The sequence below is a fragment of the Ruegeria sp. YTSA135 genome (genome assembly GCF_059610165.1).
Genome location: NZ_JBXWNC010000012.1, coordinates 1 through 20734, shown reverse-complemented (window position 1 = coordinate 20734; position 20734 = coordinate 1). Strand labels below are relative to the sequence as shown.

Annotated in this window: 20 protein-coding genes; 15 read left to right on the top strand and 5 right to left on the bottom strand. The window is 55.6% G+C overall.

Annotated features, from left to right (window positions below; all coding sequences use genetic code 11):
- Window positions 1-163: 163 nt before the first annotated feature.
- The 6 genes from AC2FIT_RS15455 to AC2FIT_RS15430 are packed head-to-tail and all read left to right on the top strand — an operon-like array spanning window position 164 to window position 4470.
- Window positions 164-622 (top strand): hypothetical protein, encoded by a 459-nt coding sequence (locus AC2FIT_RS15455; RefSeq protein ID WP_496830928.1) that lies wholly within the window; start codon window positions 164-166, stop codon window positions 620-622.
- Window positions 615-1283, top strand: a complete 669-nt coding sequence (locus AC2FIT_RS15450; RefSeq protein ID WP_496830926.1) for an ABC transporter ATP-binding protein — start codon at window positions 615-617, stop codon at window positions 1281-1283. Before AC2FIT_RS15455 ends, AC2FIT_RS15450 begins: the two co-directional genes overlap by 8 nt.
- A complete protein-coding gene (locus AC2FIT_RS15445) occupies window positions 1280-2449 on the top strand; it encodes an ABC transporter permease (protein WP_496830924.1) in 1170 nt (389 codons plus the stop codon). The genes AC2FIT_RS15450 and AC2FIT_RS15445 overlap by 4 nt, the downstream gene beginning before the upstream one ends.
- Window positions 2450-2462: 13 nt before the next feature.
- Window positions 2463-3233, top strand: a complete 771-nt coding sequence (locus AC2FIT_RS15440) for a DUF4198 domain-containing protein (RefSeq protein WP_496830922.1) — start codon at window positions 2463-2465, stop codon at window positions 3231-3233.
- On the top strand, window positions 3230-3565 hold the full coding sequence (locus AC2FIT_RS15435; RefSeq protein WP_496830920.1) for a hypothetical protein: 336 nt from the start codon (window positions 3230-3232) through the stop codon (window positions 3563-3565). Before AC2FIT_RS15440 ends, AC2FIT_RS15435 begins: the two co-directional genes overlap by 4 nt.
- Before the next feature lie 2 nt (window positions 3566-3567).
- Window positions 3568-4470: a metal ABC transporter substrate-binding protein gene (locus AC2FIT_RS15430; RefSeq protein ID WP_496830918.1), complete on the top strand. Its 903-nt coding sequence runs from the start codon at window positions 3568-3570 to the stop codon at window positions 4468-4470.
- Between the two features lie 98 nt (window positions 4471-4568).
- Here AC2FIT_RS15430 and AC2FIT_RS15425 read toward each other — a convergent pair whose 3' ends face one another.
- Window positions 4569-5498: a response regulator gene (locus AC2FIT_RS15425; RefSeq protein ID WP_496830916.1), complete on the bottom strand. Its 930-nt coding sequence runs from the start codon at window positions 5496-5498 to the stop codon at window positions 4569-4571.
- Between the two features lie 728 nt (window positions 5499-6226).
- Here AC2FIT_RS15425 and AC2FIT_RS15420 point away from each other — a divergent pair.
- A complete protein-coding gene (locus AC2FIT_RS15420; protein ID WP_496830914.1) occupies window positions 6227-6790 on the top strand; it encodes an acyl-homoserine-lactone synthase in 564 nt (187 codons plus the stop codon).
- A gap of 742 nt (window positions 6791-7532) precedes the next feature.
- Here AC2FIT_RS15420 and AC2FIT_RS15415 read toward each other — a convergent pair.
- On the bottom strand, window positions 7533-8516 hold the full coding sequence (locus AC2FIT_RS15415) for a calcium/sodium antiporter (protein WP_496830912.1): 984 nt from the start codon (window positions 8514-8516) through the stop codon (window positions 7533-7535).
- Window positions 8517-8904: 388 nt separating this feature from the next.
- On the opposite strand from AC2FIT_RS15415, the gene AC2FIT_RS15410 reads away from it, so the two are divergent.
- From AC2FIT_RS15410 to AC2FIT_RS15385, 6 genes are all read left to right on the top strand, one after another.
- Complete coding sequence (locus AC2FIT_RS15410) at window positions 8905-9120, top strand: helix-turn-helix domain-containing protein (RefSeq protein WP_496830910.1); 216 nt, start codon at window positions 8905-8907, stop codon at window positions 9118-9120.
- Window positions 9121-9176: 56 nt separating this feature from the next.
- Complete coding sequence (locus AC2FIT_RS15405; RefSeq protein WP_496831046.1) at window positions 9177-9725, top strand: cation-transporting P-type ATPase; 549 nt, start codon at window positions 9177-9179, stop codon at window positions 9723-9725.
- A 33-nt stretch (window positions 9726-9758) separates the two neighbouring features.
- Entirely contained in the window at window positions 9759-11147 is a 1389-nt protein-coding gene (locus AC2FIT_RS15400; protein ID WP_496830909.1) for a cation transporting ATPase C-terminal domain-containing protein, read from the top strand.
- A gap of 13 nt (window positions 11148-11160) precedes the next feature.
- The gene (gene adhP / locus AC2FIT_RS15395) at window positions 11161-12180 is read left to right on the top strand and encodes an alcohol dehydrogenase AdhP (protein WP_496830907.1); all 1020 of its coding nucleotides are present in this window, start codon (window positions 11161-11163) and stop codon (window positions 12178-12180) included.
- Between the two features lie 30 nt (window positions 12181-12210).
- Complete coding sequence (locus AC2FIT_RS15390) at window positions 12211-13938, top strand: cation:proton antiporter (RefSeq protein ID WP_496830905.1); 1728 nt, start codon at window positions 12211-12213, stop codon at window positions 13936-13938.
- Window positions 13939-14001: 63 nt separating this feature from the next.
- Window positions 14002-14913 carry a universal stress protein gene (locus tag AC2FIT_RS15385; RefSeq protein ID WP_496830903.1) on the top strand — a complete coding sequence of 304 codons (912 nt, stop codon included), beginning with the start codon at window positions 14002-14004 and terminating at the stop codon, window positions 14911-14913.
- A gap of 89 nt (window positions 14914-15002) precedes the next feature.
- On the opposite strand, the gene AC2FIT_RS15380 is transcribed toward AC2FIT_RS15385, so the two are convergent.
- Window positions 15003-15776 (bottom strand): FkbM family methyltransferase, encoded by a 774-nt coding sequence (locus AC2FIT_RS15380; RefSeq protein WP_496830901.1) that lies wholly within the window; start codon window positions 15774-15776, stop codon window positions 15003-15005.
- A gap of 89 nt (window positions 15777-15865) precedes the next feature.
- Window positions 15866-16894, bottom strand: a complete 1029-nt coding sequence (locus tag AC2FIT_RS15375; protein WP_496830899.1) for a GlxA family transcriptional regulator — start codon at window positions 16892-16894, stop codon at window positions 15866-15868.
- A 143-nt stretch (window positions 16895-17037) separates the two neighbouring features.
- Here AC2FIT_RS15375 and AC2FIT_RS15370 point away from each other — a divergent pair, with 143 nt between their 5' ends.
- Window positions 17038-18432, top strand: coding sequence for an FAD-binding oxidoreductase (locus AC2FIT_RS15370; protein ID WP_496830897.1), 1395 nt, complete (start codon window positions 17038-17040; stop codon window positions 18430-18432).
- Window positions 18433-18876: 444 nt separating this feature from the next.
- Here the strand turns inward: AC2FIT_RS15370 and AC2FIT_RS15365 are convergent, their stop codons facing one another.
- Window positions 18877-19365, bottom strand: coding sequence for a hypothetical protein (locus AC2FIT_RS15365; RefSeq protein ID WP_496830895.1), 489 nt, complete (start codon window positions 19363-19365; stop codon window positions 18877-18879).
- A 761-nt stretch (window positions 19366-20126) separates the two neighbouring features.
- Between AC2FIT_RS15365 and AC2FIT_RS15360 the strand changes: the two genes are divergently transcribed.
- Window positions 20127-20618 carry an Lrp/AsnC family transcriptional regulator gene (locus AC2FIT_RS15360; RefSeq protein ID WP_496830893.1) on the top strand — a complete coding sequence of 164 codons (492 nt, stop codon included), beginning with the start codon at window positions 20127-20129 and terminating at the stop codon, window positions 20616-20618.
- The last annotated feature ends 116 nt before the right edge of the window (window positions 20619-20734 follow it).

Sequence of the window (20734 nt, the reverse complement as noted above, 5' to 3'; positions counted from 1 at the left end):
TACATCTTTTTAGTTGGGACTGAAGCTTGTGCGCCAAGAAGTAGTGTTAGCCATTGTATTTTTTCTGGGCGTCAGCATCGTTGCTGGCGTGTACTTTTCGTCATTGGATGGGTTAAGCCGCACGGACGGGGTTGAGGCGTACTCGGTTCCGGGAAAACCGCGAATGACTGTTCCCGTAGCGATCGAACTATCCGACGAGCTGACACCCGCCTTGTTGGCTGTCGTATACGAAGCGTTCGGAAAGACACAGGAAGATGAAATATACGACACGCTCGCGCAAGTGTCCGACGGTGCCGCGCTTGAGTATCTGTATCTGGATCGGGTTGGCGCAATGGCCGGTGGCGGCTTGCACGAAGCCGACCAGACGCTTCACGAAATAAAGATGTTGGACAGCATCGTCACAAACGAAGGTTCAACGCTGACGATTGATGCGACATGGCAAGTGATTGGAACCGTAGGCCATGAAGAACATCTTCACGTGCGGGGCAATACGTACAGTGCCGATCTATCGATTTCTCCGATCAATGGAGCGTGGCGGATAACCGACTTTGCGCTGCGCGAGGTCATCCGGGACATGGCAGGCGAAATGTTCGAAGTTTCCGAAGAGTCCCACGATGATTAGCGTCGAAAACGTCTCGTTCGAATATGGAGAAGGCGGGTTTCGGTTGCATGTGCCGCACTTGTCGCTGCAGGAACGGGAACGTCTTGCCATTGTCGGGCCAAGTGGAAGCGGAAAAACTACCCTTCTGAATCTGATTGCCGGTATCCTCTTGCCAAAGAGCGGGCGCATAGACATCGACAGAACGGATGTAACCGGGTTGTCAGACGCCGAACGCCGACAGTTCCGGGCAAGTCACATAGGATTTGTTTTTCAGGACTTTGCGTTGCTTGATTACCTGTCGGCGCGGCAGAATATCCTGTATCCCTACCGGATTACGCCAGCGCTAAAGCTAGATGCAGACGCCCGCGGCCGTGCGGAAGCCTTGGCCGATGCCTGCGGAATAGGCGACAAGCTTGACAGGCACCCCGCTGCATTGAGCCAAGGTGAACAGCAGCGGGTCGCTATTTGCCGTGCCCTGATTACGCAGCCCAAGCTCATCCTGTCCGATGAGGCGACCGGAAATCTCGACCCCGAAAGCAAGGGGCGCATCCTTGACTTGCTATTCCAGCAAGCCGCAGATGCCGGCGCGACTGTGCTGGCCGTGACGCATGACCACGAGCTTTTGCCGCGTTTCGAGCGTGTAATAGATTTCGCGCAGTATCGCGAGGTGGCCGCGGCATGAATGCGCTGTACCTTGCTTATGCCTATCTGCGCTTTCACTGGGCGCGAAGCCTTGTGCTTGTCGTCGTCGCAGCGCTTATCCTGTTCGTGCCCGTCGCGACACAGATCTTGTTGTCGACGAGCCAGACCGCTCTGGTCGCGCGCGGTGAAAAAACGCCCCTGCTTCTGGGTAGCCGCGGATCACAGTTGGATTTGACGATGGCGGCGCTCTACTTTTCGGACGAACGCCCTGCCCCAATTGCAATGCAAGAAGTGGAGACGCTTTGGGACAGCGGTTTGGCGATGCCAATTCCAGTGCATACCGCATTTTCATCGGGGGGCTTCAGGATCGTCGGCACGACGCTTGATTATTTTGACTTCCGAGACCTGGGTTTCTCAGAGGGGCGCGGTCTGTCGCTGTTAGGCGATGCGGTGATTGGCGCAGATGTGGCGCGAAAGCTTGGCAAGCGCGTTGGTGATAGCCTTGTTTCGTCGCCGGAAAACCTGTTCGACCTTGACGGCGTCTATCCGTTGGAGATGCCCATTGTCGGTGTTCTTGCCCCCACGAACACACCGGACGATCAGGCGATTTTCGTTGATATCAAAACAGCTTGGGTGATCCAAGGGATCGGGCACGGGCATGAGGATGTCGTGACCGCAGCGGACATTGCAGCGAGAACTGACGCGCTTGCCAATGCTGCCGTCGTGCAATTCCAGCGCATCACCCCCGAGAATATCGAAAGCTTTCACTTTCACGGCTCACAGAACAGCTTTCCTGCCACAGCGGTGATCGTTGTGCCAAACGACCAAAGGTCAGGTACAATCCTGAGGGGTCGCTATCTGGACAGCGAAAACCCAAGCCAGTTGATCGAACCGGCGGGTGTCATCCAGGGACTGGTTGACCGTATCTTTCGGATCAAATCGCTTTTGGATGGCGTGACAGCCATTATTGCGGTTGCAGCGATTGCCGCCGTTGGACTTGCGGTCTTTCTAAGTTACCGGCTGCGTGCGCGCGAAATCGCGACTGCAGTAAAACTGGGCGCCAGGCGCGGCATGGTCTTGCGCCTGCTGGCTGCAGAGACAGTGACCCTGATGTTTCTTTCAGGGTGTATCGCGGCAATTGGCGCCGCATTGATTTCACGAAATGCCGAGACTTGGGTGGGCTGGCTTCTTTCACTCGGCGCATGAGAAAGGGAAAAATATGAAACGTCATATTCTTTTTGCAGCATTGGTGGGCAGTGTCGCGGTCACTCCGGCGCTGGCGCACTATGGTATGATTATTCCGAATGACCCGATGATCAGCCAGGAAGACGGTCGCAGCCTGTCCCTGACCATGTCCTTCTCGCACCCGTTCGAAATGGATGGGATGATGCTTGAAAAGCCCGAGGCGTTCACCGTGACCCATGAAGGCGCAACCACGGACCTTCTGGGTGATCTACAGGACGCTACTGTCATGGATGATCAGGGCTATACGCTCGATTTCCCGCTGGAACGCCCCGGCACCTATATCTTTGCGATGGAGCCCAAGCCCTATTGGGAACCGGCCGAGGACGCGTTCATCATCCACTACACCAAGACCTATGTGACGGCCTATGGCGATGACGAAGGCTGGGATACCGAGCTTGGCCTGAAGACCGAGATCGTCCCTCTTTCCAAGCCATTTGGCCTGTGGGAACACAACGTGTTTCAGGGGATCGTCAAAATGGACGGGGAACCCGTACCCTATGCCGAAGTCGAAGTAGAGTTCTTCAACGACGGTGCAAGCGCGACTGCACCCGATGAGTTGATGATCACCCAAACAGTCAAGACAGACGCAGATGGTGTGTTCACCTATGCTGCACCGTCTGACGGGTGGTGGGGTTTCGCGGCGCTGAATACGGCGGACTATACCTTGCCTCAGGACGGTGAGGAAAAGGCTGTTGAACTGGGTGCTGTCATCTGGGTTCACTTTGAAGAGTGGACGGGACAGTGATCCGGGCCGTTGGTCTGGCGACGCTATTGGCTGCTGCTGCCTTGGCAGCAGCGGCTCATAGCCTTGTTGTGTTTGCCTCTGTCGATTGTGACGCAGTGACCGTCGAGGCCAAGTTCTCGAACGGAAAAGTCGCTCAGCAAGGTGAGGTTCGCGTCTTGGATGGGGAAAACTCTCTGCTTACGACGCTGCAACTTGAAAGCGATGGCACGGTCCTTATACCCCTGTCCAGCGTGGACCATTCGCAAGGCTTGGTGATCGAGGTCGATACGGGTGGTCACGACAATTATTGGATCGTGACACCCGAAGACATCGCGCGCAAATGCGGGAGCTGACGATGCAGCGATTGTTCAAGCGCACTGTTATTGCCACCTTGGGGCTTTTGCTGGCGACCGTTGCCGTAGCACAGGATCGACCCAAGGTGGTGACGCCAAACTATCCGCTTCAGTACTTTGCGGAACGTCTGTTGGGCGACTCGGCAGATGTTGAGTTTCCGGTCCCGGAAGATGTCGATCCGTCTTTCTGGCGCCCTTCCATTGCCGATATCAGCATGATCCAATCGGCGGACCTGATCCTTTTGAATGGTGCCAGCTTTGCGACTTGGGTCGACCGCGTAACGCTTCCGCGTTCGCGGTTGGTCAACTCGTCTGCCGCAATTGAGGATCAGTTCATCGTCACCGAAAGCATAACCCACAGCCACGGCGACGGGGGCGAGCATTCGCATGAGGGAGTTGCATCTTACCTCTGGCTCGATCCGACGCTGGCAATTGCCCAAGCTGAGGCTATCGCCGAGGCGATCACGGAGCGCGAGCTTGCCTCGGCAGATGACGTCGCAGTTCGTCTTGAGGAATTGCGCGCTGATCTGGAATCAATGGACCAAACGACCCAAAGCGCATTCTCAGACACTCGGGACGTTGCACTGATCGCAACGCACCCCCGGTATCAGTACCTTGAGCGTCGCTATGGCCTTTCGATTACATCGCTGGAATGGAATGCCGGTGCAGCCCCGACCCCCGAACAACTGGCCGAACTGAGTTCAATTGCACAGCAGACAGGTGCACAGGTTCTGATTTGGGAAGCTGAGCCTCCGGCAACCGCCATCGAAGCCTTGCGCAGCCTTGGGATGGAAAGCGTCATTTTCCCGCCCCTTGCCCACAAGCCGTCTGCCGGGACGTATTTGGATGCCTACAAAAAAGCTGTGTCTGATCTTTCACAAGCCAGCCTTGGTGCGAATAACTGACCGAAGGGTTCGCGCATCCAAAAGAATTTTGAGGCTGGTATTCTCCCATGTTGATTGGGAGAGCCCTAACCTCATCATGATTGCGTATTGACGGCCAGTCAGCCGAACTGAGCGGCTTGGTTGCTCCGCAATTCGGCAAGCTCGACAGCTTTGTCGATCAAAAACAACGCTTCCATTTTTGTCTTAGCTTCCAGGGGAATTTCCTCCCCCACCTGGAACACCAATGGGCTGCCCAGCATGACACCATCCGCAATCTCTGGTCCCTGCTTCAGCAGACGTTCCGCGTGCGTACTATCTTGCTGGTCGAAGACAAACAGAAAGACACCATTTCCCCAATATGTCGCCACCTTGCGCCCTTCCTTGGTGGCCCGGAGAAGTGCGGCACCAGCTGACGCCATCGACTCCCGGAACTCGCTTGTGGAACTGGGCTTGTAGATTTCTTCGACATTGGTGACCCTGACAGCCAGAATCTTTGCGGCTGCGGAATGCATGGTGGCAACCTGAACCACGTAGTTTTCGAACTCGGCCAGCCCTATGCATCCTGGTAAGCCACCAAAATATTGCGGGTCGCTGATGCGGACGTCCGGGTATACCTCCGAGTCCTGCCATGCGTCTTCATCTGCCTGCAACACCTCAATTGCAGCTCTCCGCTCGGCCGCCATCCGGTAGGCATCTGAAAGCCGTTGTTTAAGGTCAGAGAATTCAAATGGCTTTGTGACGTAGTCCGTAGCACCTGCTTCGAAAGCTTCGTCAATATACTGCTTCTGAACCATGGCCGTGACCATGATAATGGGCGTGTAGGTATAGCCGGGAAGCTTGCGCGCTTCCTCACACAGTGTGATCCCGTTCATTTTGGGCATCTGTACGTCCAGAAGCAAACAATCGAACACCTCTGACGGGTCCGATAATATGTCAAGCGCGTCCCGACCACTGCGGGCGGTAACGACATCTTTGTAACCGAATGCAGCAAGTACGCTGGTCAACAACTCCAGGATGCTAGGGTCGTCGTCTACGGCAAGTATACGCATATCTTTTCACCAACCTTTTGCACCGAACCAACCGCTGGGCGTCGCAGACTGTGAGCAGCGACTGGCCCGGGTGCGTGGAAATCTCAGGACTATGTCAGAATGACGAGGAAAGGCGGCAAAAGGTTGACCCAAGATGGGCCTCGTTATGTCTGCGCATCATTTTTTCGTTTGCACAATGTTTTGACAGAAATCGTGTGGATCGGATTTGAGGTTCATAGGCCGAAGGACAAGAATCGCGCTCAGTCTCAGGCCGTGGCACAAAACGTTTTGAATAGTTTCCCAAGACCACGCCCGTGCAGGTAAAGGGATGGTAGCCCCAAAATATAACTTAATCCAAACAACATCTTGCCAGGCGAACTGCAAGGCGGGGATCCCGCTTTAGCGCTCTAAAAAGGGGGAACATTTGAAACGATCTACAGGAATAAGCGACGTCTTTATCAAAGGGATGTCAATTAGACACACTTGTTCGATAAATCCACAAAGTACTTGATTAGGTTGTAGACCAGCCAGTTCAAATCTTGTCATAAGTGTGCCGAAATTATGAGAAAAGTATGGACCGACCACTCAGGTACCAGCAGGCATACCAATCGCCGGAAACCTTTCCGGACCTGAGTCCTGCCAACGACTCTGTGACTGCGCCGAAGGCTTTGGCGCAGCGCAAACATCGTGCGCCCCAACGTGCCCTTTCAACGCCTCGCAGCAAACTTGGCAACATACGCGCGACAGCGATGAGCTTTCGCAATATCCACGAGCATGGCACATTGCTTACAAAATACCTTGAGACACGAAAATCCATATTTATCGACAGATTGAATTGGCAGATTTGCGAAGCTGATGGAATGGAGTTCGACCAGTACGATACCCCAGCCTGCCAATGGATCATTCTTCATGAATTCGGCGAAGTCTTTGGCGGTGTGCGGCTGCTTCCCAGCACGGCGCAATGCGGAATATACACCTATATGCTGCGGGATGCGCAAAGAGGCATTCTAAAAGGAATGCCCACCGATATCCTGTTTTTTGAAGCTCCCGTAAAACCGACTGTATGGGAAGCGTCCCGGTTTTTTGTAACAGACAACGTATCGGCCTCTCGTAGGCTTTTGGTTCAGCGTGAGCTTTTTCACCAAATGACAGTCGCCGCAAAACGCGGTGGAGCCAAAAGCATCTTGGGAATTGTCCCTGCTGTCTGGGCGCGGTGGTCCAGACGACTGGGTGTTTACGCCACGCCTGTTGGTGCCAAATTCTCGATAGACGGCACCGCAAGCCAGTCGGTTTTGTTCAACATTGAAAACTAGCGGCAGGATTCTGCGCTGGAACCTGACATCAACTGCCTGTGCGTTTTGGTACAATATGACACCCATCCATCTGCAGAAGGGGTCGGTGATTCTGTCCTATGATCGCAAAAGCTACACTTCAGAAGCAGGTCGCAGAAACCCTGCGTTTGCCTGGAAAAGCCCTTCAGGGGACAGGATTCGGCACTTTGGCTGATACCTTTCAATGAGTTATCAGCCACTATCACACGCGAAATTGGCGTTCTGAGATGCAGAGATACAAGTTAGAACATGATCTAGTTTTGATCAGTGTTGGACCATATAAACACTTGATTACGTAGGGTAATGTAGGCGGTGTGACGTACCGTTTAACCCCCTCAATCAAGTCATTAAGACTAGAAAACTCTAAAATTAAGCCACACCACCCGACTGTCAGGATGACATTGCGGCAAAATTGTGTCCAATTATTAATGTGATTAATTGTTTCCAAAATAGAAATTATCTGTTTCAGTTGCTATCAGACCACAGGAGTCCCTTTATTCAAGCGGATTCACTGAAGAAAGAAGCGTTTTTTCGCTACCCCCTCCCGAGAGGGGCTGGTTGCCCCCTCATCCAGTCCCTCTCGACTTCCATTAAAATGAATCAGGTTGAAGCACCTGGTAGTTTTTTGGTTGCTGACAAAGACGTACTGAAACAAGCTGGTGTTCGAGCGCTGAAGATAGGAACTCGTGCAAAGACGACGCCGAGCCACGTTGCCCGCGATAGATTACGGCCAGAGCACGTAGACATACGCGACATACCCGGCAAGTAACAATGCGCCTTCCCACCTTGCAATGCGCAAACCGGTCCAGGCAAAGCCGACCAGTACCAGCGACACGCCAATCATGACAAGATTGTCAAAACTGACGATTTCAACCGGAACCGCGCCCGGCGCGATCAGTGCAGTAAAGCCGCCTATTCCAACGATGTTGTAGATATTTGAACCGACGATATTGCCAAAGGCGACGTCGCCCTGTTTGCGCAATCCGGCCACGACAGATGTGACAAGTTCCGGCATCGAGGTGCCGACAGCAACTATGGTCAGGCCAATCACCGTTTCGGAAATACCCAGGCCGCGTGCCAATGAGACAGCACCCTCCACTAGGAATTTACCGCCGAACACGACCAGAACCAATCCAGCAACCGCAATCAGGGCCGAGACAAGAAGCGACGACTGCGGTGGTGCGAGTGGTGCGAGCGCAGGGTCAGCCTCTTGCAAGGCGATGCTTTTTTCGTAGACCGCCCCGTGATCCAGCGCGGTGCTGGCACGTTCCTGTCGGAAGGCAACAAAGATGTACCCGGCCAACGTTAGGACAAAGATCGCACCAACGGCGGGACCCATCGGCATCACAGCAGCGATAGCGGCAAAAGCAAGAACGGCAGCCAACATCACGAACCCGTCCCGCCTGAGCGCAGACGATGCCACGGCAATTGGACACAGAAGCGCGGCAACGCCAGCGATCAAAAGGGTATTGGCGATATTGGATCCAACAATGTTGCCGTAGGCGATACCTGGCGCATCCGACAGCGCCGCCTGTACCGAGGTGACAAGCTCGGGCGTTGAGGTGCCGAACCCCACCAGCGTCAACCCAATCACCAACGGTGAGACACCCATCCCGGTTGCTACTTGCACGGAACCACGAACCAGGAACTCGCCACCAACGATCAACAGGATGAGACCGCCGAGCAGCGGCAACCAGGTGTCAAACACAATAGAGCCCTTACATTTTACGTTTAGGACAAACAAAAGCAGGGGTTGAAATCAGGCCGATGCCTATCCGCCGTATGCCTTAGGGGGAAAGCCTGCCACCGAAGATCGCCCTGCCGAAAACAAAAGCCGAGGTACAGTAGCCAGTCAACAGCGGGATGCGGCCTGGCTGTCTTTGACCTCTACCTCGGGAACAGACGGCTCGACATCTTTCCCGAGCGGCCACGGTGAAACGTGGCGGACCGAAGAGAGTACTAGAATACTTTTTCTTAAAAAAACCGAACGTACCTGATGATTGTTCAACGCTTCTGAACTGTCCTGAGACGTCTTGACGCTGTAACATATATTTGAATAAGCGTAGTAAACTCGCCCATGCAACGGGAGAGTGCGCATGCTCAGCAAGCCGTTTCTGACAACTCATGAGATCGCCGAGCTTTTGAAAGTTCGCGAACAAACGGTTCGCAGCTGGATTCACCAGCAAGAACTACGCGCGGTAAAACTCGGTCGGGAATTCCGGGTGGCAGTCAAGGACCTTAAGGCGTTTGTCAACGAACACGCGACGCGTGAGCCAAGCTGGCAGAGCGACCCAGAGTCAAATCGGTCATGACAGTGCAACATGCGAAGATTTCGGCAGAATCGCCCGATTGATCAAATACGCCTGATCTGGCGTCAGCGCACTGGCATGATCGTTCCTTAGACGATGTACTGAACCTTATCGGTACGAATACTTCGGGCTTGACAGCGGCCATTGCGTCCGATCGGCTGCGGTCCGAAGGTCCGAACCGGTTGCCGGAACCGCCGCAAACTGGCGCGATGGTGCGTCTGCTGCGGCAGTTTAACAACCTTCTGATCTATGTCCTGCTCGCGGCTGCGTTGGTGACTGCACTGCTTGGGCATCTTGTAGACACAGGGGTGATCCTTGCGTTCGTGCTCGTGAACGCGGTAATCGGCTTTGTTCAGGAAGGCAAAGCTGAACAGGCGCTTGCAGCAATAAAGGATATGCTTGCACCCGAGGCACGTGTGCTGCGCGGCGGGCGCCGCACCCTCGTGCCAGCAGAGCGTATTGTTTCAGGCGATATCGTCCTGCTTGAACCGGGTGACCGGGTGCCGGCCGATCTTCGGATTATCGCACCTCATGGCCTTCGCATTCAAGAAGCGGTGCTGACCGGTGAATCGGCGCGGGGTACGGCCTCAGGGCGGCATAACACTTGACGGCGTGAGGTCGACACAGCGTCGTACCCGCTGTTGGGCGACCTGGCTCGCGGATCAACCTTTTGCAATGACGCAGAAATCGCAGAGGTTGATGGCCAATGGTCTGTCACGGGCGATCCGATGGAAGGTGCGCTGGTCTCATTCTGCTGGAGGGCCGGGTATGAGCCGGACGCGTTGCGCCGGACAAATCCACAGACCGACGCCATCCCCTTCGATGCAGCGCACCGATTCATGGCAACGCTTCATCACGACCATGAAGGCTGCGCTGCAATTCATGTGAAGGGGGCGCCCGAACGCATCATTGCCATGTGCCCGTCCCAACACGGTGAGGAAAATGGCAACGAGCCGCTGGACGCGGATTACTGGCACCGACGCGTCGAAGAAATCGCCGCACGGGGACAGCGCGTGCTTGCCATCGCCAGCAGGGAAGTCGATCCGGCAAAGCAGACCCTGACGTTTGACGACGTCGAAAGCGATCTTATTTTGCTTGGTCTTTTGGGTCTGATCGACCCGCCCCGCGATGAAGCTGTTGCGGCAGTGGCAGAGTGTCGTGTCGCCGGTATCCGCGTCAAGATGATCGCCGGCGATCACGCGGGAACAGCCTCAGCCATTGCCCGGGAATTGGGGCTGGAGAATGCGCAAGAAGTCCTGACGGGTACGCAGATCGACGGGCTTGAACCCGATGAGTTGGTAGATGCCGCCGAGCGTGTCGACAACTTTGCCACCATCGCCGAAGCTGTTCGCGCAGGTCGGACCGTTTATGACAACCTCAAAAAAGCCATCGTTTTTCTTCTGGCAGTGAACGGAGGAGAGGCGCTGGCCCTTATCCTTGCGCCGTTGCTGGGCCTGACGCTTCCGATCACGCCAGTGCAAATTCTTTGGGTTAACATGGTCAACTCGGTCGTGCTTGCCATAGCACTGGCGTTTGAGGGGCCGGAACCTGACATCATGCGCCGCCCCCCGCGCCGCGCGGATGAGCCAATACTGACTCGCTTTGTCTTGTGGCGGGTCGGGTTTGTCTCACTGCTGTTCTGCGCCGGAATCTTCGGAATATTCACTTTCGCGCAGGCTCAGGGTGCAAGTTTGGAGGAAGCGCGCACCATCGCGGTCAACACGTTGGTGGTCATGGAAATCTTCTATCTGTTCTCGGTGCGGTTTCTCAACACGACGTCCCTGTCGCTGCGCGCCGTTCTGGGCACGCGGCCCGTGTTGATTGCGATCGCGGCGGTCACGGCGCTTCAATTCACTTTCACATACGCCCCGTTCATGGAGACGTTTTTTGAAACCCGGCCGCTCAGCTTGCTGCAAGGGGTACTGGTCGTCGCCGTTGGTCCCGTGCTGCTTGTGATTCTCGAGTTGGAGAAAAGAGTGCTGCGGCGTGTACCGAAACGCTCACCCCCTAGTCACTCGACCTTTACCTGAAAGGAGCTCATTCATGTCCACGATGAAAGCCGCCGTTGTTACGGATTTTTCGCAGCCGCTAAAGGTTAAGGAAGTCCGCAAACCAACGGTCAAAGACGGCAAGATTCTTGTGAAGATCGAAGCTTGCGATGTTTGCCATACCGATTTGCACGCGGCCCGGGGCGACTGGCCCGTCAAGCCCGAACTGCCCTTCATCCCGGGCCACGAGGGCGTCGGCATCGTGGCCGAGGTCGGACGCGGTGTGACTTCGGTAAAGGAAGGCGACCGTGTTGGCGTTCCGTGGCTGCACCATGCCTGCGCGCGCTGTACCGCCTGCGTGACGGGTTGGGAGACGCTGTGCCGCACTGAACCGCAGTATACCGGCTACACAGTCAATGGCGGGTTTGCCGAATATGTCGAGGCCGACCCGACCTATGTCGGACACCTGCCTGACAATCTGGATTTTGCACCCGCTGCCCCGATCCTCTGCGCCGGTGTGACGGTCTATAAGGGTCTGAAAGAATGCGACCTGCGGCCGGGCCAGACGGTAGTGATCTCTGGTATCGGAGGGTTGGGGCACTTGGCGGTCCAGTATGCGCGGGCATTGGGGCTGCATGTGATCGCCGTTGACGTTGCCGAAGACAAACTTGCGTTGGCGCGCGATCTGGGTGCCGGTGCCACGATAAACGCGACAACACAGGACCCAGTTGATGAAGTGGCTCGGCTCGGCGGAGCCGAAGGGGTTTTGGTCACTGCCGTTTCAAACACCGCGTTCAGTCAGGGTGTAGGTATGTTGGCACCCGGCGGCACGATGAGCTTGGTCGGCCTGCCACCGGGCGACTTCCCGCTGAACATCTTCGACGTGGTGCTGAACCGCAAGACGATCCGCGGCTCAATCGTTGGTACACGCGCCGATCTTGCGGAAAGCTTGTCCTTCGCGGCCGAGGGGAAAGTAACCTCGCATTATGCCACGGACACGCTCGACAACATCAACGGCATCTTCGAACAGATGGAGAAGGGACGGATCGACGGTCGCATCGTGATGACGATGTGACACGAAGGAACCCGGCCTGATGCACGAGATATGTTCACACCAATCGAGGGTTACATATTCTACGAGATCGCGGCGCTTCTTGTGCTGGCGGCGGGTGTCGGCTTTGCGGGGCTCATGTTGCGTCAGCCGCTGATAGTGAGCTTTATCGCCGTAGGAGTTCTTGCTGGGCCCTCAGTCCTGAATATAGCGCATTCCGACGAGCAGATTGACCTTCTTGCCGAACTTGGCATTGCGCTGCTGCTTTTTCTTGTGGGGCTCAAGCTGGATTTCAACATGGTTCGGACGTTGGGTCCGGTTGCGCTTGTTACCGGCCTTGGGCAGGTGATCTTGACAACTGTTTTCGGCTTTCTAATCACACTTGCCCTTGGATTGGACGCCCGTACCGCGATCTTTGTCGCGATTGCACTAACGTTCTCGTCAACGATCATCATCGTGAAATTGCTGTCCGACAAGCGTGAGATCGACGCCTTGCACGGGCGGATCGCACTCGGTTTTCTGATTGTGCAGGACATTGTGGTTGTGGTCGCCATGTTCGCCCTGTCAGTCATTGGCGTGGGCTGTGCCGCAGCAGAAGGCGATAATGCGGTGACCGAGGTCTTGCGGGTGCTGGGCTATGGCGCGGCGATGCTGGTTTTCGTGGTCATCTTCATCCGCTTCGTGGCCGACCCATTAGTAGAGCGGCTATCCCGCGCGCCAGAGCTTTTGGTCTCATTCGCCATCGGTTGGGCTGCGCTTCTGGCAGCGGTCGGGCATTACCTGGGGCTCGGCAAGGAACTCGGCGGGCTGCTCGCCGGTGTCTCGCTTGCGTCGACGCCCTTCCGCGAGGCGATCGCCGCGAGACTGGCCTCTTTGCGCGATTTCCTGTTGCTCTTCTTTTTTATTGCGTTGGGTGCTTCGCTCGACCTCTCGGTCCTGGGAGCCAGCATCGGCCCGGCCATCGTGCTGTCGCTGTTTGTACCGATCGGCAATCCACTGATCGTTCTCGTGATCATGGGGGCTATGGATTATCGCAAACGCACCGGCTTTCTCGCTGGGCTGACCGTCGCGCAGATCAGCGAGTTTTCCCTGATCTTCATGGCGATGGGTGTTTCGATCGGGCACGTGGCTGAAAACGCCCTTGGGCTTGTCACCCTTGTGGGTCTCGTGACCATCGCCGCATCGACCTATATGATCACATATTCCCATCAGCTTTACAGCTTGTTCGAACCGGTATTGGGCTTTGCCGAGCGCCGCCGCCCAAAAGCCGAGGATGACGGCAATTCCGACGCAGCCCGCGCTCATGAGATCATTCTATTTGGCTTTGGCCGCTATGGTTTGGGCATCGCATCGGAACTGCGCGATGGCGGCAAGCGCGTCCTTGGCGTCGACTTCAGCCCCGAAGCGGTACGCCATGCCCGGTCACAGGGGTATGACGTTGTCTTTGGTGATGCGACCGACCCAGAGTTTCTGGCCCACCTGCCCCTTGCGCGGGCAGAGTGGCTGGTTATGGCCGTGCCGGAAAACGACACCGGACTGACGCACGACGATCCGCGCTATGCTATCCTCAAGGCCGTGTGCGATCTTGGCTTTGATGGAATAACTGCGGTCACAGCGCATCTGGACGCAACCGCTGATAAATTGAAAGGTAAACACGCTGATCTGGTTCTGATGCCCTATCGCGACGCATCGTTCGCCGCCGCCCAGATGATCGCGGGTGATGCAAAAGCGCCCGAGCACGTTGTCGCGGACCCGGATGGCCAGAAGGAACTGCCAGCATGATTACGAGCACCTTAAAACCCAAAAAAACTGGACGTAGCGGACACGAGCGAGACGCAGGTTGCCTTGCAGAGCGCGATAACCCTTGCCGATACGCATGGCGCGTCGGTTGAGGTTATCGCCTGCATTGAGGCCCCGCATAATTTGTCGATCCTCTCGCGCCTTTCGGGCGCAGACCCCGACAGGCTGATTGAAAAAGCCGTAGAGACAACGCGCCAAAATGTCGGTGCCAGGTTGGCGGCGATTGCACATGACCGACAGATCAATCTGTTTGTGTCAGTCGGCAAAACCTATCTTGAGGTCATCAGACACGTTGCCAAGTCGCGTTGCGATTTCGTTGTCAAAAAGGCGGAACCTCTAGTCGGCATGGAACGTTTCCTGTTTGCAAGCACCGACCAACACTTGCTGCGTAAATGCCCCTGCCCTGTTTGGCTTCAGACATCGGATGCAAGACAAAACCCTAAACGTATTGTGGCCGCAGTCGATCTTGATACCCGCGACGCGGCAGAGCCCGAGACGCTTGCAGCGTTGAACCGGCGGGTTGTCGATGCGGCGTGCATGATTGCAATCGCACCCGACGCCGAGGTCATCGTTCTTCACGCCTGGGATGCGATCGGCGAGGGCATGATCTGGGCATTCTCCAGCGGCAGCGACTCTCGGATGTCAGCGGATCGCTGTGTCAACGAAATTCTGAATGCACGGCAACAGGCGATGGATCGATTCCTTGATCAAACTCGCGCCGAGATCGGCCCGCAGCCCCGTCTGGTTCCGCGCCTTTCAAAAGGAAGCCCGGAAATTGTCTTGCACGAACAGAGCCACAAAGTTGGCGCCGATGTCGTCGTGATGGGCACAGTGGCACGCACCGGGCTGAGTGGCGTACTCATCGGCAATACGGCTGAGAACATCATAAACAGCCTTGAATGTCCGGTTCTTGCCGTGAAACCCGAAGGCTTTGTGAGCCCCCTTCTTCGCGGCTGATACCCTGTTCACCCATGCATTGCGGCCATCCCGCGCAGGGATATCTTGACTATACGAAGACGGTGGGTGGCGGGCCTTAACAACAAAATTCAGGAACGCCCGTCGCACCGCCGCGCATAAACGTCGCCCGAATTCACGGAAAAGGGCAGATCGTCGACCCTTTTTCGCATTGTGTCAGGGCTTACCCAATCCGGGTATTGCAGTGCATGTTCCTCGCCCACGCTAAAATTGTATTCGTAGCGCCCAAGCGATGACAGCCTGTCGATGCAGTCATGCGCCCCTTCGCGGTAGATCGTTGTAACCTCGAAAGAAAGAAGTGGAATTGCCTTGGAAAGCCCCCGAAGAACAGCCGGCTCATGACCTTCAACGTCGATTTTCACAAAGTCCGGCTGGCCGTATTCATCGATGAGGGCGTCAAGCGTCGTGACGGGGACCTTGATACTGACGTCCCAAACCTGATCCTCCCAACCGGGCGCGCCAGAGGCCGCCTTTACAAAATCTGACGTGGCTGTCGCGACCGTTGGGTTTGAGGGATTTACCAACAGGTCCACATGGTCGGTCTGATCACCAACCGCACAGGGAAGCAGCGTCGCCCTAGGGCATCGACCATAGATCCGTCGCAGGGCGCGGAAAACAAGCGGTTGAGGCTCCAGAGCCACAACCTCAGCCCCCAGACGCAGAAAACTGCCTGTGCGGTCGCCGACATGAGCTCCGATATCAAAGACAGTGGCACCACGCCCCACAAAGGCGGCATTCAACCTGTCCATACGCGCGGTACGTTCGCGATCCCGATAGTAGATATCAAAGGACCGTCGCAAACCTTGCATCGCAAGCTGCCCTTGAGTGTTGATACCAACCACCATCGCCGCGCCGTCCCTTGAATGTTGTTTCGTTGAATCAGGTACTCATTCGCATTCTGCTGAAACCTGTCATGCGCTAGAAGAACCTGTTGCTAATCTCCCTTCGCAATCTGCGAGATACGCTGAAATTTCTTCCTGTATGCCGCAGGAGACAGGCCAGTGCCCCGTTTAAAAATGCGCCGAAACGACGCCGGATCGTCATAGCCGACGGCAGAACCCACATCGCCACTGGAGAGCTGATCCGTCTCAAGCATCTGTTTGGCCTCTTCAACCCGCAGCGCCTGAACATATTCAATCGGAGTAAATCCGGTCGCCGCCCGAAACCTGCGAGAGAAAGTACGCGGTTTCAATCCCGACCGCTCAACCATTTTCTCGACCGGTCTAACAGTTGAGTAATTGTCGGCAATCCAAAGCTGGCACTCCGAAATCGACCTGTCATTGCACTCCATCGGGCGGGTCATCACCGAATATGGCGACTGACCTTCGGAATGGCCGCTGATCAGAAAGACCTTGGCCGTCTCAATAGCCGTTCTATACCCGCAAAACCGCGCAATAAGATAAACGGTCAGGTCATGCCACGCGCTGACACCGCCAGCCGTTACAATCCGATCGGATTCCGCTGCAAGGCACAAAACCGACGCATTGCGAAACGTGATTTTTGGAAAGTGCCGCTGGAACATATCGCGATAGGCCCAATGCGCAGTCGCTGCGTGCCCGTCAAGCATCCCGGATTCTGCCAATAGCAATGCGCCCGAACAGACGGACGTTATCAAAGCGCCTGACGCGTGCATGCGCTCAAGCCATTCAACCTCGCGCGGATAGCGCCCTTTTGGCACGTCGTAGATGGACGTGTACATATCGCATACGACAATCGCATCCAGCGTGCTTATGTCGTGAATAGCCGCATGAGGTTCTACCGGAATGTTGCCGATGCAGTGAAAGGGTTTGCCATCTGCAGAAACGATCCGCACATCCAGCAGCTCATCACCCGGCACGCCGTTTACCATATCAGGATACACCGCGCCCACAGAGAGCAGCACATCGTAAAGACCGTATAGAACTGACGCAGAGGTTTCAGGCGCGGCAAGAAGTGCGATGCTAGGTTTTCGATGGGAAGACATGAACTCTCCTGTCCTATTCGGCACGCTTTCGGCGATTATCCCATAACTACCTGTCCAGTATGCCACCTACCTGGCAAAATCGCCACTGACCCAGAGCGCTTCGGCGGCATAGTCTTAGGAAACCTGCAGATAGGAGTTGAGACATGGACAGTTTACATTTGAACCATGAAGACGACATCCACGGCATCGCGGGAAAGGTCATTCGACCCGGACACCAGGGATACGACAGTGCCCGCGCAGTCTGGAACGCGATGATAGACAGGCGCCCCGGTGTGATCGTGCAGTGTCAGAACACCGAGGATGTGATTGCTGCGGTCAATCACGCGCGGGCTAAGGACTTGCCGATTTCGATCCGGGGTGGTGGTCACAATGTTGCGGGCCATGCTGTCTGTGACGATGGCGTCATGATTGACCTGAGCGGGATGCGCAGCGTTACGGTTGATCCCGAAACACGCGTAGCCAGTGTGGAAGGCGGTGCACTTTGGCGGGATGTGGATGTCGCCAGCCAGGCTCATGGGTTGGCCACGCCAGGTGGCCTGATATCAGATACAGGGGTCGCGGGGCTTACACTTTCCGGCGGCATTGGGTGGTTGCGGGCAAAACACGGTCTGTCGATCGATAATCTGGTCGCTGCAAACGTAGTGACTGCCGATGGCAGTTTGGTCCGGGCAAGTGCGGAGGAAAACTCCGATTTGTTGTGGGCGCTCAAGGGTGGCGGAGGCAACTTTGGCGTCGTCACACAGTTTGAGTTCGCTCTGCATCCAATTGGCCCCGAGGTGATGTTTGCCGCACCGGTTTATGCTGTTGACGACGGCCCTGCCCCAATTCGCGCGTGGCGTGATTTAATGAGAAAACACGGTGATCTAGTCGGATCACTCTGCGAATTCTCCACTGCCGGAGGCGAGGATTTCCCTCAAGAGATGTGGGGAAAAAAGGTCTATACCTTAGCCTGTGTCTACAACGGTGATGCCGCTGAAGGAGAAACCCTGCTGCAGCCATTGCGCGAGTTGGACAACATGGTGGTCGATTTCTCGGGGCGTATGACTTATTGCGACTTGCAAAAAATCTTCGACACGCTGATGCCTGCGGGCGAATTCCGGTGCTATTGGAAGGCCCGTTATCTATCCGATCTGTCCGACGAGATGATTGATCTGGCAATGAATACTGCGTTGACGGCCCCATCCGACGCCTCGATCTCGTCCCTTTGGAACTTTGGTGGAGCGACGATGAATGTCGCGGCCAACGCCACAGCATTCGGTGACCGGTCTATGGGGTGGATGTATTCGCTCGACAGCGTTTGGTCAGACCCGAAGGACGATGCCAGCAATATTGCGTGGTCACGCGACGGATGGGATGAGGCTGCGCCTTACGGGCACAAGGGCCGGGCCTACCTTAATTTTCCGGGGCACGGTGAAGACGGCGATGCCCTAACCCGCGCCTCGTTTGGCGAAAACTTCGCGCGATTGGTTGAGATAAAGACCAAGTATGATCCGCAGAACAGGTTTCGCTTCAACCAGAACATTCGCCCCCAGTCCTAATACAGCCTTGCCGCTTTCGATAATTTGGCGGCGGCAAGGTTAAGCTGACACCCTCGCATTTCTTTCAGCTTTCAATGCGTTGCACGACCACTTTCAGCTTGAAAAACGGGCCTATATACTTGGGCTTGTGACATGACATGATGATCCGAACGTCACACTATTCTTCCTTTTACAGGTGGATTTTGCCACATCAATAGCAGCACAAGCGCCGCAACGAAGGCACAGAAGAGGCCGCGCAGCATGGCGTTATCGGTCACTTTCAGCGCCACTTCCCTCCTAAACCAGCATGGCCTTGCCAGTCCGGATTGAAGCACAAAGCCCGGGGCACGCTGGGGCAGGATGACGTTTGATATAGTCGTACTCCACCTCGGTTATGCGCCCGTCGTCAAAGGTAAAACGCGCGCGTTTTGCGGCCCCGTCAATCGCTGTCAGAGGCTGGCCCGACTATGACCGGATACCACGACCGCCAAACAACATACGTACCTTTTCGTTAGCGATGGGAGCACTGAACAGGCCGTTCTGCGGCGCGACATAGTCCATGTTGGTCTTGCCGGCGTTCCCGGTCCTGCGCGCGATATTGTCGATCAGGAACCTATGTTTCAAAGGCGCACCCGCGCATTTCATTTCGGTCGCTGGGCGGGTAAATATCCCCGTCCCTCGTTCTTCCGTGAAACGACTTGCAGCTTTCCAGGTCTTAGCAGCGTATTCAGGCCCGGCATAAAGCGCGGCGATCCCGTTTTCACCCACCATGTCGAGGCTAAAGCCCTCAATGGCGACATGATCAAGAACAAGCCCAGGCGCGATTACCGGCCAGTCGTAGTCCAGACGCTCGCTCAGCCGATTGCAAAGCGCCGTTCCAGCAGCGCCCGCGCCCGTGTTGACGATGCGTTTCGTTCCCCCCCCCCAAGACTGGTGCTGTGAAATGAGCCACAAATCTTGAACATCTGTCGCCAAGTCGGACGGTCCGCCATGAAAAAGTGCAGGGACTTCAACCCGGTGTTATCCAGCGCCGTTGAAAATCCTCCCTAGATGGAGCGGAGCCCGGCTCACTCAAGCAGTGCCCAGGTTGTACGTCATTAAAAGTCCAAGATAGCATACACCCGTATACTGTAGACGCTTGGCGTCATCATCACCAAGTCAGCAAGAAAGACCGGGCTGTATGTTGTAATCGGGACGGGTGGCACCCATGTGCAACCGCGACAACCAAGGCAACTGGCAATGCATCAAAAAGCCGGAAATTTCTTTTCAGACAATACTTTGACAGTCTCATTCAAGGGCAGTTTTCCGTTTCATTCCTTGTGATGCGCGCCGAAGGTAAACGTAAGCATTGCCATCTGATCAACCAAGCCGACCCTCCGCAAACCTTTCCCCCCGCCCCCGCGTCGGGCTCAGGACAAACGGCTTCACCCGCTTTACACACTCAGTATGCTCGCCAAGCGGTGTAGTCAGTGGGTGGTTCTTCGAACAAGACCCCTTCCAGTTCTTACTTTCGACGCGGATCTCTTGGGTTCAAAAAAATTTTCAGCTTGTTGCACGGCAATCGTTACAGATCGTGAGTGCCTTTCGATTGCACTGAATGTGCCTGAAGGACGACTTGTTGCGCAATGCGCAAAAAACTAGACTGGAACTATTCAATACAGCAATGCAAATGTCAGCGACATATAGCCCAACGACATGATGGAATATCTGACTGGATGAAGAAACCTGGCCTCGATGCAACCGATATCCGCATACTCAGCGCGGTCCAGAGACATGGTCAGCTCAGCAAAAGCCGTCTGGCCGAGATCGTAAATTTGTCGCCGACGCCTTGCTGGGCACGTCTGACCAAACTGAAAGAAGCTGGGCTTATCCTGGGATATCACGCCGACATCGCGCTGGACCGGGTTGTCGATTTTACATTGGTAATTGTCACGATCTCGCTCACACATCACCGCAAGGCTGATTTCGACCGTTTCGAAAACATGATCAAAGGCATGGACGAGATCACGCATTGCATCGCCACAGGCGGTGGCATGGACTATGTGATGCATGTATTCACCCCTAGTCTTTCCGCCTTTCAAAACCTGATGGACACCCTGCTGACCGCCGATATCGGCATCGATCGTTACATGACCTACATCGCGACCCGTAGAATAAAATCGCAACCGCCCGATGTCGCAAAACTGGTCAAGCAAGGCACGAAATGACGTAGCGCGCCCAAACTAGCTGTGGCGGGGTCGAATTCGGTCCGTTCGGTCTGTCCGAGGCTTTTTATCAGTCTGCTTTCAGTCTGCGTGTACGGGTAATCCTGCACCCAGTTAAA